At 66.2% G+C, this 12,311-nt stretch carries 9 protein-coding genes; 6 read left to right on the top strand and 3 right to left on the bottom strand.

The window, feature by feature from the left end:
- Positions 1 to 85: 85 nt before the first annotated feature.
- Together Q1K70_RS07945 and Q1K70_RS07940 are read right to left on the bottom strand one after the other, a co-directional pair.
- Positions 86 to 631, bottom strand: a complete 546-nt coding sequence (locus tag Q1K70_RS07945; RefSeq protein WP_300157624.1) for a DUF2975 domain-containing protein — start codon at positions 629 to 631, stop codon at positions 86 to 88.
- Between the two features lie 14 nt (positions 632 to 645).
- Positions 646 to 1,251 carry a hypothetical protein gene (locus Q1K70_RS07940; protein ID WP_300157622.1) on the bottom strand — a complete coding sequence of 202 codons (606 nt, stop codon included), beginning with the start codon at positions 1,249 to 1,251 and terminating at the stop codon, positions 646 to 648.
- Positions 1,252 to 1,472: 221 nt separating this feature from the next.
- Between Q1K70_RS07940 and Q1K70_RS07935 the strand changes: the two genes are divergently transcribed.
- Entirely contained in the window at positions 1,473 to 2,351 is an 879-nt protein-coding gene (locus Q1K70_RS07935; RefSeq protein ID WP_300157620.1) for an AraC family transcriptional regulator, read from the top strand.
- A gap of 22 nt (positions 2,352 to 2,373) precedes the next feature.
- Here Q1K70_RS07935 and Q1K70_RS07930 read toward each other — a convergent pair whose 3' ends face one another.
- Positions 2,374 to 3,411, bottom strand: coding sequence for a metal-dependent hydrolase (locus Q1K70_RS07930; protein ID WP_300157618.1), 1,038 nt, complete (start codon positions 3,409 to 3,411; stop codon positions 2,374 to 2,376).
- A gap of 138 nt (positions 3,412 to 3,549) precedes the next feature.
- On the opposite strand from Q1K70_RS07930, the gene Q1K70_RS07925 reads away from it, so the two are divergent.
- The 5 genes from Q1K70_RS07925 to Q1K70_RS07905 all read left to right on the top strand — a co-directional run bounded on the left by Q1K70_RS07925 (position 3,550) and on the right by Q1K70_RS07905 (position 12,175).
- Positions 3,550 to 5,067, top strand: coding sequence for a 30S ribosomal protein S1 (locus Q1K70_RS07925; RefSeq protein ID WP_300157616.1), 1,518 nt, complete (start codon positions 3,550 to 3,552; stop codon positions 5,065 to 5,067).
- A 164-nt stretch (positions 5,068 to 5,231) separates the two neighbouring features.
- Positions 5,232 to 6,917, top strand: coding sequence for an energy-dependent translational throttle protein EttA (gene ettA / locus Q1K70_RS07920; protein WP_300157614.1), 1,686 nt, complete (start codon positions 5,232 to 5,234; stop codon positions 6,915 to 6,917).
- A gap of 231 nt (positions 6,918 to 7,148) precedes the next feature.
- Complete coding sequence (locus Q1K70_RS07915) at positions 7,149 to 8,180, top strand: aldo/keto reductase (protein ID WP_300157612.1); 1,032 nt, start codon at positions 7,149 to 7,151, stop codon at positions 8,178 to 8,180.
- A 546-nt stretch (positions 8,181 to 8,726) separates the two neighbouring features.
- The gene (locus Q1K70_RS07910) at positions 8,727 to 10,427 is read left to right on the top strand and encodes a Na/Pi symporter (protein WP_300157610.1); all 1,701 of its coding nucleotides are present in this window, start codon (positions 8,727 to 8,729) and stop codon (positions 10,425 to 10,427) included.
- A 92-nt stretch (positions 10,428 to 10,519) separates the two neighbouring features.
- On the top strand, positions 10,520 to 12,175 hold the full coding sequence (locus Q1K70_RS07905) for a Na/Pi symporter (RefSeq protein WP_300157608.1): 1,656 nt from the start codon (positions 10,520 to 10,522) through the stop codon (positions 12,173 to 12,175).
- Positions 12,176 to 12,311: the final 136 nt, after the last annotated feature.

Genomic DNA, 12,311 nt, shown 5'->3' with positions numbered 1-12,311 from the left:
GCCCACGGCCTCGGCCAGGTCCTTGGAAGCCATCTTGCGCCGGGCCAGCATCACGTCCAGGGTGATGACGATCGCCATGGCCGCCCTATACAGTCAGGGCGCATTCTTCGTCCAGGCGGCGCGCCTCGTCCATGACGCGGGAGATGACCACTGCGATGGCGGCGACGAATAAGAGCGCCAACTCGTTGGTCCCGATGCCGAGGGCCAGGATGTGGCGGCCGGGCGGGTTGGCGGCGCTGACCGTCAGGCCGTGCAGCGGCGTGTACAGGATCGCGGCCGCGGCCCACCACAAAAGCGCCCGGGACAGGGAGCGGAAGCAGACCACATTGGCCAGGCTGAAGATGCTGCCCGTCTTGTAGAGGGCGAAGAGGTCGCGCAGCCGCAGCAAGGTGATCATGAAGGCCGTGGCCGGGACCATGGCGGCCAGGAAGCACAGCGCCCGGACCCAGGCCGGAAGCTCCGGCGAGGCGGCCTGGCGCGCCGCCGCGGCGGTCATGTCCGCCGGCAAGGCGTCGAAGACGGTCCAATATGCGGCGGTCAGCGGCGTCACGGCCACGGCGGCGACGAGGCAGACGCGCTCCAGGGCGGCTCCCAACTTTTTGATTCCGTCGAGGTTGTTTTTTGTTTCCATGGCGTTCTCCAGGCTCAATGCGTTTCCAGGTTCGCTTGCAGGGGCGCAAACGTGAGCAGCGAGGCCAGGTCCGCGTCGAATTCGCGCAGCAGGGCGTCGATCCCCCGCACGGTGTAGGGGCCGCCGGATTCCTTGCCGCGCATGGCGCTTTGCACGAGGGTTCCGGTTTTGACGTCGAGAAGGCGCAGCCGGTAGGAAAACCGCGTGACCACGGACCAGACCGGCAGCGGGGTGAGCCCGATGCCCAATTCGCCGCCGCAGGCGGCCACCTCGACCAGGGCCACGCTGTCCAGGCCCGCGCCGCGGGCCGCGGCCAGCAGTTCCACGTCGCTGGCGTCGCGCCAGGCACGCGGGGCCACGGCCCTGGCCAGGGCGTCGGCGTCGTCGAGGCTTGCCCCCGGCAGCGCGGCGAACCGGGCCATGACGATCTCCCGGAGCTTGTCCGCCTTGTCTTTCCCCTTGGCGTCCCGGGTCTCGAAGGCGAACCAGACCAGGACGGCGGTCTTGCCGAACTGCCGGCCCGCGACGGGACCTTCGCCGGTCACCAGGCTTGTGGACACGGTCTTGGCGCAACCGGCCAGGATCGCGACCATCACGAACACAGCGAGAAAGGATTTCATGCAGCAACTCCTTCGCCTGTCAAGGGGCGGACCGCCCTGGCCCGCCGGGGACGTCGCCAAAGCCGGCACCGTCCGGTTGCTGACTTGATAATCGTAAAAAAATTATTGTTCAACAATAATTTTTTGCTTTGATACGATTAAACAAAAACATGGACGCGGAAATGCGCAAAAATCGTCAGGCGGCGAGCCGGGTTCGCGCCTAGACAGGGGGCGGAGGGAAGATGAGCGAGGAAACGAGAAAGGATTGGCAACGGCGGATCGAACTGGCCATGCGGGCCATGGAGGCGGGACTGGACGGGGAGCTGTCCCTGGCCGACATCGCCCGGGCGGCCCATTTCTCGCCCTACCATTTCCACCGCATCTTCACGGGCATGACCGGGGAAAGCGTGGGCGCCTGCCTGCGCCGGCTGCGGTTGGCCCGGGCGGCGCACCGGCTGGCCTACGGCGAGCGTCCGGTGACGGAGGTGGCGCTGGCGGCCGGGTTCGAAGCGCCGGAGGCCTTCAGTCGGGCTTTTCGCGCCGCCTACGGCCTGCCGCCCTCCGGTTGGCGAGAGGCGTTCCGGGAGCGGTCGCGCCCCCGGGACCTCAAGGAACTGCTCCCCCCTGTCATGGAGAAGGAAGACATCATGGAACTTACGGTGACGATCAAACGCGTGCCGCCGCTTCGCGTGGCGCTCGTGCGCCATGTGGGCCCGTACGACCAGTGCGGGGCGGCTTGGGACAAGCTGTGCGGATTGGCCGGCCGGCTCGGGCTTTTCGGGCCGGACACCCTTTTTCTCGGCGTGGGGCACGACGACCCGCGCATCACGCCGCCGGACAAGATCCGCTACGACGCCTGCCTGACCGCGCCCGAGGGCTTCGCCGGCACGCCCGAGTTGCCCGTGGCGGTCATCGGCGACGGCGACTACGCCACGGCCGTGGTCAAGGGTCCTTACACGAATTTGGCCGGAGCCTACGCCTGGCTTTGCGGCGTGTGGGGACCGGATTCGGGGCGTGAATTCGCCTCGGGGCCGAGCATGGAGGTCTACCTGAACGACCCCAAGTCCACGCCGCCGGAGGCGCTGCTCACCGAGATCCGGGTGCCGCTGGAACCGAGGTGACGATCCGGACGGGCCGGCCGGATCAGCTCCGGCCGGCGGCCTGGGCGAGGCCCGGGCCGCTCGGCCCGGGCCTGGGCAGGATCACTTCGGCCTTGCCCACCTGGGAAAAAAGCGCCCGCACGAGGTGTCCGGTCGGATCGAGATAGGCCGTGAGCGTAAAGGGCACGATGTCGCCCCGGACCTTGGCCACCAAGGGATTGACGGCCATGAACCGCAGGTCCTGGAAGGTCAGGGTGGCGCCGTCGGGCGTGGACGCGGCCGTTTTTACCGGGAAATCCGTGAACCAGACGTACTGGGAAAAGACCGGGGCGGCCCGGCCCAGTGCCTCGAGCTCGTCGCGGCCGGCCTTCTGGAAGCGGCGCTCGGGCAGGAGCGCGTCCGGATGGGCCAGGTTCAGGCCCGTCATGACATAGTCATCGCCCTCCTCGGCCACCACCTTCCACCACAGGGGCGCGAAGGCGTCGGGCTGCACGTGCAGCGCGCCCACGTGTTGCCCCTGGGCAGCCAGCAGCTCCCCGGCGCGCTTCCCGACGAAGACGCGCACACCGTAGCCGAGCGCCGGCCAGGCCAGCATGACGGCCAGTCCGGCCACGGCGAAGGCCTTTCGCGAGGCCGGCCGGAGGAAGCTTGCCGCGATGAGCGCCAGAAGCGCCAGGGTGTAGACCGGGTCGATGATGAAGACCGAGGCGAAGGAGATGCGCGCGTCGGAAAAGGGCAGAAAGACGCCGGTGCCGTAGCTCGTGATGCAATCGAGAAAGAGGTGGGAGAGCACGCCGAGGTAAAAGAGCGTGAAAAGCCGGCCCGTCTTGGCCGCGCGCCAGAAGCGGTGGACGACGATGGCCAAGAGCCAAGCCAAAAGCGCCCCGCCGAGCAGGGAGTGCGTGTAGCCGCGGTGGTAGCGCATGTAGGCTTCCGCGCCGAAAAGCCCGACCACGTTGTCCACGTCGGGCATCCAGGCGGCGAAGGCGGCCAGGGGCACGAGCGCCCGGCCGGCGGGAAACTTGTCCTTGGCGGCCTGGCCGATGAGCACGCCGGCCGCGATATGCGTGACTGGGTCCATGGGGCCTCCAAAAACGCCCTGCGCAGAAAGTTTTCCTAGAATAGGGCCTTTTTCGCATTTGACAAGGACAGCCGCTGCGCTACAGTGCGCCCCGGCGCGTTCGCGCCCAAATCACACCCCCTTTTTTTCGGAGCGATCATGGCAGACAAGACGCCGGACAACAAGGACATGCCGGCTGAAGGCGAATTCGCCGCGCTCATGGAGGCCTCCCTGGCCGAACGTGGCGGCGAAATCAGCGTTGGCGACCGCATCACCGGACCCGTCATCGCGGTTACGGAGGCCACCATCGTGGTCGACACCGGGACCAAGCTCGACGGCGTGGCCGACAAGGCGGAGTTTCTCGATGAAAACGGCGAGCTGACCATCGCCGAAGGCGAGACGGTCTCCCTGTACGTCGTTTCGCTGCGCGGCGACGAGGTTGCGCTGTCCAAGGCCCTTTCGGGACAGGGCGGGGCGGAGGCCCTGCACGCGGCCTTCGAGGCCGGGCTGCCCGTGGAAGGCAAGGTCACGGCCTCGCGCAAAGGAGGCTTCGACGTGGATATCCTCCACCGCCGGGCCTTCTGTCCGGTCAGCCAGATCGACGTGGCCTTCACGGAAAACCCCGAAGTCCACGTGGGCCAGACCTACAGCTTCGCCATCACCACCTTCGAGCGCGACGGCAAGAACATCGTCGTCTCCCGGCGCAAGCTCCAGGAGCAGGAACGGGCCGAGTCCGAGCTGCGCTTCATGGAATCCGTGCAGCCCGGCGACGTCATTCCCGGCGTGGTCGCCCGCTTCGCCGCCTTCGGCGCGTTCGTGGAGGTGGCCCCGGGTCTGGAAGGGCTCGTCCACCTGTCCGAGCTGTCCTGGTCCCGGGCCGAGAAGGCCGAGGACGCCGTCGCCATGGGCCAGGCCGTGACGGTCAAGGTGCTCTCCTTCGACCGCGACAAGAAGGGCCGTCCCCGCATTTCGCTGTCCATCAAGCAGGCCGGCCCCGATCCCTGGGATTCGGTGAGCGAGAAGTTCGCCGCCGGCGACAAGGTGGAGGGCAAAATCACGCGGCTGGCCGATTTCGGCGCTTTCGTCGAGCTCGCCCCGGGCATCGAAGGCCTTATCCACGTCAGCGAATTGAGCCACACCCGGCGCGTGGCCAAGCCTGGCGATGTGGTCAGCCCGGGCGAGGCCGTCACCGTGGCCATCAAGGACATCGACCTGGCCAAGCGCCGCATTTCCTTGAGCCTCAAGGAAGTGGCCGGCGATCCCTGGGAAAAGGTGCCCGAGACCTTCGTCCTCGATTCCACCGTCGAGGGCGTGGTGGAAAACCGGCAGCAATACGGCCTGTTCGTCAACCTGGCCCCGGGCGTGACGGGCCTGCTCCCGGCCTCCAAGCTGCGCGACGCCCTGGAGCCGGCGGCCTACGACAAGGTCAAGCCCGGCGACACCGTCTCGGTCATCGTGTCCGAGATCGACGCCGAGAAGCGCAAAATCACCCTGGGCCCGGTCGGCGGCACCAAGGAGCGGGAAGTCCGGGACGGCGGCGGCAGGCGCGAACGCGAGCGCGAAAACGACGACTGGAAGCATTACGTCAAGAAGGAAAAGGCTTCCGCGGCCAGCGGCAGCGGATTCGGCCTGCTTGGCGACAAGCTCCAGGAAGCCATGGCCCGCAAGAAGAAATAACACGCACGCCGCCGGAACGTTCCGGCGACGCACGGCAGGCGGCCTTCCCTCCGACCCCTCGGCCGGATGCGGAGGGCCGCTTGCGTTTGTCCGGTTTTTTTTGCCATACACGTTGGCGGCGGCCGGGTCCGGCCGCGCCGATCAAGTCAGCATCTGGAGGTTTCATGGCCGCCGAGCCCAATAAGATTATCTATTCGATGATCCGGGTCAGCAAGTTCCACGACAAGAAGCCCATCATCAAGGACATCTCCCTGTCCTATTTCTACGGCGCGAAAATCGGCGTGCTGGGCTTAAACGGCTCCGGCAAATCCACGCTTCTTAAAATCCTCGCCGGCGTGGACAAGGACTTCCAGGGCGAGACCGTGCTCACCCCGGGGCATACCATCGGCTACCTGGAGCAGGACCCGCTGGTCGACGTGCAAAAGACCGTGCGCGAGGTGGTCGAGGAAGGCGTGGCCGAGACCGTGGCCCTGCTCAAGGAATTCGAGGAGATCAACGCGAAGTTCGCCGAGCCCATGGACGACGACGCCATGAACGCGCTCATCGAGCGCCAGGGCGAGGTCCAGGAGAAGCTCGACGCCTGCGACGCCTGGGAGCTCGACAGCCGGCTGGAGATGGCCATGGACGCCCTGCGCTGCCCGCCGGCGGACACTCCGGTGTCCGTGCTCTCCGGCGGCGAGCGCCGCCGCGTGGCCTTGTGCCGGCTGTTCCTGCAAAAGCCCGACATCATGCTCCTGGACGAGCCCACCAACCACCTGGACGCCGAGACGGTTGCCTGGATGGAGCATTTCCTCCACGGCTATCCCGGAACCGTCATCGCCGTCACCCACGACCGCTACTTCCTGGACAACGTGGCCGGCTGGATCCTGGAGCTCGACCGCGGCCGGGGCATCCCCTGGAAGGGCAACTACTCCTCGTGGCTGGAGCAGAAGCAGGAGCGCCTGCGCCAGGAGGAAAAGTCCGAGAGCGAACGCCAGAAGACCCTGGCCCGGGAGCTCGAATGGGTGCGCATGTCCCCGCACGGCCGCCACGCCAAGTCCAAGGCCCGCATCAGCGCCTACGAGTCCCTGGTCTCCCAGGAATCCGAGCGCCTGGCCAAGGACCTGGAGATCTACATCCCACCCGGACCGCGGCTGGGCAAGAACGTCATCGAGATCGAGGGGCTGGCCAAGGCCTTCGACGACCGGCTGCTTTTCGAAAACCTGTCCATCACCGTGCCGCGCGGGGCCATCGTCGGCATCATCGGCCCCAACGGCGCGGGCAAGACCACGCTGTTTCGACTGGTCACCGGCCAGGACGCGCCCGACGCCGGCACCGTCAAGCTCGGCGACACCGTGCAGCTCGCCTACGTGGACCAGAACCGCGAGAGCCTCGACCCGGAAAAAAGCGTGTTCGAGGCCGTGGGCGAGGGCTACGACACCATCCGGCTCGGGACCAAGGACGTCAACGCCCGGGCCTACGTGGCCCGGTTCAACTTCACCGGCCAGGACCAGCAGAAGAAGGTCAAGGTGCTCTCGGGCGGCGAGAAGAACCGCCTGCACCTGGCGCTGATGCTCAAAAGCGGGGCCAACGTGCTGCTGCTCGACGAACCGACCAACGACCTGGACGTCAACACCCTGCGCGCCCTGGAGGAGGCCCTGCTCTCCTTCGCCGGCTCGGCCCTGGTCATAAGCCACGACCGCTGGTTCCTGGACCGCGTGGCCACCCATATCCTGGCCTTCGAGGGCGAAAGCCAGGCCGTGTTCTTCGACGGCAACTTCACCGAGTACGAGGCCGACCGCAAGGCCCGCCTGGGCGCGGACGCCGACATTCCCCACCGCATCAAGTACCGGCATTTCAGCCGGGCTTAGACGCCCGACCCTGTCCGACCCCGAAGCCGCCCGCGCCCCCTGCGCGGGCGGCTTTTTTGCGATGTCTCCCTCCGCACCCGCCTGCCGTTCCCACAAGGAAGTTCCGACGGGGACTGGTTCCCCTTGCCGTCTTGGCGTATGCTCCTCCTATTCCCCGCCATGGGACCGGTCCGTCGAGGCCTTCCAGAGAGGCTTGGGGAGCATACTTCCGTACAGAACAAGGAGTAAGACATGGAATTCCGGCAACTCGGACGTTCAGGGCTGCATGTTCCGGTCTTGAGCTTCGGCACGGGCACTTTCGGCGGCTCCAACGAATTTTTCAAACGCTGGGGACAGACCGACGTGGACGAGGCCACGCGGCTCGTCTCCGTCTGCCTCGAAGCCGGGGTCAATTTCTTCGACACGGCGGACATCTATTCGGAGGGGCAATCCGAAATCATCCTGGGCAAGGCCCTGGCCGGCCGCCGCGACCAGGCCCTCATCGCCTCCAAGGCCACCTTTCCCATGGGCCCGGGACCCAACGACCGGGGTTCCTCGCGCCGCCACTTGACCCTGGCCTGCGAGGCCAGCCTGAAACGGCTCGGCACGGACTGCATCGACCTGTACTTCATGCACGGCTTCGATGCCCGCACGCCTGTCGAGGAGACCCTGCGGACGCTCGACGACCTCATCACCGCCGGCAAGATCCGCTACATCGGCTGCTCCAACTTCTCGGGCTGGCACGTCATGAAGTCCCTGGCCGTGTCCGAGAAGTACGGCCTGGGACGCTACGTGGCCTACCAGGGCAACTATTCGCTGCTTGCCCGCGACTACGAATGGGAGCTCATGCCCCTGGCCCTGGACCAGGGACTGGGGCTCATGGTCTGGAGCCCCCTGGGCTGGGGCAGGCTGACCGGAAAGATCAAGCGCGGCGCCCCCCCGGTGGAAGGCCGCATCCAGTCCGGCGGAGCCGTGGGCGGCCCTCCCGTGGACGACGAGCAGCTCTTCGCCATCGTCGACGTCCTGCTGGAAATCGCCGAGGAGACGGGCAGGCTTGTCCCGCAGGTGGCGCTCAACTGGCTGCTCGGCCGGCCGTCGGTGGCCAATCTCGTCATCGGCGCACGAAACGAGGAACAATTGCGGCAAAACCTCGGGGCCGTGGGCTGGGAGCTTTCCGCCGACCAGCGCGCCCGCCTCGACGCCGTCAGCCGGCGCACTCCCCCCTACCCCTACTGGCATCAGATGGACTTCGACGACATCAACCCCAAGCCCGTGGCCTGGTAGGCGGGCTCTCGTCGGGCGGCCGGCTTCTCCCGAGGCCGGTCGCCCGCCTGACGCCGCATGCCGAAGCCCGAGGTCCGTCCCCCAAAAAAGTCCGGAAAATGCCTTTCGAGGCGAGGCCCCGGCCTCCCGGCCCTGTCGTCCAAAGCCGCCCGCGCGCCTGCCGGCGGCCTTTTGATTTGTGCCTTCGGGCTTTGACATTTCGCTTGCCAACATGTTCCGTCTTCATTAATCGATATTAAAAATCATTATCATTAACGAGGTCGCTATGTCGCCAGAATTCCGGAAACAGTTTCGCGCGGTGCCCGACCGGATCGCCGCTTCCGGCCTGCCATCGGTCTCGCGCCGCACCATCGCGTTTCCGCCACCCTGATCCCGACAAGTTCCCGTCAATGCAAATGACGACCGTTCGCCGCCAAAAGTCATGCCGCCGTCGCAAACCGCCACGACGACGGGAAGTATGCGATCAGGCAGGATTCGCCTCGCCTTCATGTTCCACCGCATCGAATACGCCCGAAGGAAGACTCGGGCGCATTTCGGAGGATTGTCATGTGGCTGGAAATAGCGCGGTTTTCTAGTGGAATGGGCCTTTTCTTCATGGGCATCAAGTTCACTGGCGATGGGGCCAAGCGAATCGCTGGCCGTCGTTTTCGTGACCTTTTCCTGCGATACACGAAAAAAACCTGGCGCGCGGCCGTAACGGGATGCGGCGCGGGGTTCGTTTTCCAGTCCGTCACGGCCCTGTCAGGCTTTCTGACCAGCCTCGTCGGCGCGGGCATCATCGAGGCCAGGCAGGCCCTGCCGTTGCTTCTCGGGGCCAACGCCGGCATATCCTGCCTGTCGCTGATGGCCGTTCTGGATGTCAAGATCCTGGTCATGGTCCTGCTTGGCCTGACAGGCATCATCATCAGTTTTGAGAAGCCGACCCGTCTGCTGCATGGCGCGACCATCGCCTTCGGCGCGGCCCTGCTGCTTTTTGGCCTCGAAACCGTACGCCTCAGCGCGGCCCCTTTGACGGAAGCGCCCTGGTTCAGCGCGTTCCTCGCCAACGATTGGATACCCCTGCCGCTGTTTTTCAGCGTGGGCATCGCCGGGTGCATGCTGCTGCAAAGCTCCAACGGCGTGACCATCTTGTCGGCCACCCTGACGGCCTCGGGCATCCTGACGCCGGAGGAGGCCTTGGCCGTCATGTTCGGAAGCCTGCTCGGATCGAGCCTGCTCAGCCGCATGTACACGTTCCATCTCACCGGGGAGCGCAAACGCCTCATCCTTGGGCAGGCCTTGTTCAACATCATCGGGCTGTCCGTTTTCCTACCCTTGTACGTGGTCGAGACGTACTCCGGCCTTCCCCTGTTGCTGGGGGCCGCCGCACGCTGCGGGCTGCCTCCGGTCGGCCAGATCGTCGCCGTGGGCATCGCCTTCAATTTCCTGACCGCGACCCTGCTGCTCGTCGTCTACGACGCCTATTACCGGCTGCTGGCCCGTCTGTGTCCCGACGCGGCGGATTGCCTCGAAACCTTGGCCTATGCCAGGGAAATTTCCGAAGTGTCGCCCGAATCGGGACTGCTGCTGATCAACAGGGAGCAGGGCCGCCTCATGCGCCATCTTGCCACGTATCCCTCCGGTTTCCTTGTCGATGGGGAAAAGGAGAGGAAGGCCACGCCGCAGGGCGTGCACCGGTCCGTGGGTGTGATCTCCACAAAGCTCGAAGGCTGCCTCCTCGACATGGTGACCAAGGGCCATGCCGGTCAGATTGCCAATGCCCTGGCCCTGCTCCAGGCCAATCAGGCCAACATCCGTGCCCTGGACGACACCCTCTTGAAAATCATGGACGAAATGGGCGGAGTGGGAGGCTCTGCCGCCATGTCGCGGCTGACCGACATGTTTCTCAACGCCCTGGATCTGCTGCTGCAGCAGATCGCGACCGTCTTTTGCCAGGATGCGGAGGAGGACTGGCAGCTCCTCATGCGCATGGTGCTGGACAAGGGGCCGGTCATGGAACGCCTGCGCGACCGCTATCTGCGGGAGCAAGGCGGCATGACTCCAGACGAGCAATGGCGCTTCATGCATCTCACGGGCCTTTATGAACGCTGCATCTGGCTTCTGCGCCGGCTGGCCGAGGGGCAGCGTCGGTTCCTGACGGCTTTCGCCCGGCCGGAATCCCCGGAGAGGCTTCACGAGAAGCGGCCTTTGCAAACCTTTGCCGCAAGGGACCTAGGCGCGTCCCCTGTCTCCCTTGACGCCTCTTGAACAGCTCCCGTAATCTCCCTGCATGCCCGCGGCGCACCGCCGCCAGCCGGCCTCCGGCCCCCCGAATGCGACGGAATATGAGGTAGCCTTCCATGTGGAGCGTCATCGCCGGATTTCTCGGCGGCATGGGACTTTTCTTCGTCGGCCTGCGCATGACCGGCCAGGGCGTGAAGAAAATCGCCGGCCGTCGCTTCCGCGCCCTGATCCTCCGGTGGACCCGAAGCCGCCTGGGCGGGGCCGGGCTCGGCATCGCCTCGGGGCTGATCTTCCAGTCCACCTCGGCGGTCTCCCTGCTCCTGGCCAGCCTCATCGGCGCCGGGGCCGTCACCGTGGAACGGGCCATGCCCGTCGTTTTCGGGGCCAACGCCGGCGTGGCCTTCCTCATCATGCTGGCCGTGGTGGACATCCGCATCGCCGTCCTGATCCTGCTGGGTTTTTCCGGACTCGTCCTGTCCTTTGAAAAGCCCGCCAGGCTGGTCGACGCGGCCGGCATCCTCTTCGGCGTCGGCATGCTCCTTTTCGGCCTGGGCATCGTGCGGGCCGGTGCGGCCCCTCTGGCCGAGGCCGAGTGGTTCCGGGCGTTCGTCGCCAGCCAGGGCCTGCCGCTGCCCCTGTATTTCTGCATCGGGGCCGTGGCCTGCCTGCTGCTCCAGACCTCGGCCGGGGTCTCGATCCTGGCCGTCACCCTGGCCGCCGCCGGCATCATGGACGCCGACGACACCCTCATGGTCATTTTCGGCAGCCTGTTCGGCTCGAGCTGCCTCAGTCGGTTCTACGCCATTCAGCTCACCGGGGCGCGCAAGCGCCTGGTCATGGGCCAAATCCTGTTCAATCCGGCGGGGTTGCTTCTTTTCCTGCCGCTTTTTCTCCTGGAGCGCGCGACCGGGCTGCCGCTTCTGCTCAAGCCGGCCGCCTGGCTCTTTCCGGACCTGACCGCCCAACTGACTGCCATAAACATCGCCTTCGATTGCGTCACGGCCCTGGTGCTGCTCTGCGCCAGCGGCCCCTTTTGCCGCCTGCTCGCGCGGCTTTGCCCCGACGCACCGGACAGTCTGGAAGCCCTGGAATACGCCAAGGAGCTGACCGGCGTCTCGCCGGGCACCGCCCTGCTCCTCATCGACAAGGAACAGGCCCGGCTGGTCGGGCACCTGCCCGCCTACACGTCCGCCGCGCGCCGGGCCTTGGAAAAGGGGACCCTTCCCGACTTGCGGGACTTGCACGCCTCCCTCGACGACCTGCTGACCGAGATCGACGGCTGCCTGCGCGACATGGCCACCCGCGGGCATGCCGCGCCGGACGCCAACGCCCTGGCCCTGCTCCAGGCCAACCAGTCCATGCTGCGCTCGGTCAACGACTCCTTGGACCAGTTCATGCTCGAACTGGCCGCCCCCTGCCGCACCGAATCCGTCCGCAGGCTGCGCCAGACCTTCCTGGAGGCCATGGAGGCCCTGCTGCTCCAGTTCGGCGAAGTCTTTACCCAAGGCGATGACGACGACTGGGAGCTGCTCGCACGCCTTCTCTCCGACAAGGGGCCGGCCATGGAGCGGCTGCGGGCGCGGTACATCACCGACACCGAGGGCATCGAGCCGGCTGAGCGCTGGCAGTTGATGCGCCTGACCGGCCTGTACGAGCGCTGCCTGTGGATGCTGCGCCACCTGGGCGGGCAGCAGCGACGGTTCCTGGCCGAGACGGGTGAGGAAGCCGTGGCCCTGGCCCGCGTCGCCAAGCCGGAGACGGCCGTTTCTTGACTTCCCCCGCGCCTTGTTTCAAACAGGCGGTTTCTCCGGCGTCGCACGCCCGCTCGCAGGCCGGACAAGCCCAAGGAATCCCATCGCCATGAGCACCGACTATAAAAAGACCCTCAAGCTGCCCCAGACGACCTTT

Source organism: Solidesulfovibrio sp., from assembly GCF_029978005.1.
GTDB lineage: Bacteria > Desulfobacterota > Desulfovibrionia > Desulfovibrionales > Desulfovibrionaceae > Solidesulfovibrio.
The sequence above is the reverse complement of the archived record's forward strand: the minus strand, read 5'-3'. Positions and strand labels throughout refer to the sequence as shown.

Excerpts from the sequence above, each read along its gene's own strand:
- Q1K70_RS07940 (WP_300157622.1), bottom strand. The coding sequence starts at position 1,251 with ATGAAATCCTTTCTCGCTGTGTTCGTGATGGTCGCGATCCTGGCCGGT.
- Q1K70_RS07945 (WP_300157624.1), bottom strand. The coding sequence starts at position 631 with ATGGAAACAAAAAACAACCTCGACGGAATCAAAAAGTTGGGAGCCGCC.
- Q1K70_RS07905 (WP_300157608.1), top strand. The coding sequence starts at position 10,520 with ATGTGGAGCGTCATCGCCGGATTTCTCGGCGGCATGGGACTTTTCTTC.
- ettA (WP_300157614.1), top strand. The coding sequence starts at position 5,232 with ATGGCCGCCGAGCCCAATAAGATTATCTATTCGATGATCCGGGTCAGC.
- Q1K70_RS07910 (WP_300157610.1), top strand. The coding sequence starts at position 8,727 with ATGTGGCTGGAAATAGCGCGGTTTTCTAGTGGAATGGGCCTTTTCTTC.
- Q1K70_RS07925 (WP_300157616.1), top strand. The coding sequence starts at position 3,550 with ATGGCAGACAAGACGCCGGACAACAAGGACATGCCGGCTGAAGGCGAA.
- Q1K70_RS07935 (WP_300157620.1), top strand. The coding sequence starts at position 1,473 with ATGAGCGAGGAAACGAGAAAGGATTGGCAACGGCGGATCGAACTGGCC.
- Q1K70_RS07915 (WP_300157612.1), top strand. The coding sequence starts at position 7,149 with ATGGAATTCCGGCAACTCGGACGTTCAGGGCTGCATGTTCCGGTCTTG.
- Q1K70_RS07930 (WP_300157618.1), bottom strand. The coding sequence starts at position 3,411 with ATGGACCCAGTCACGCATATCGCGGCCGGCGTGCTCATCGGCCAGGCC.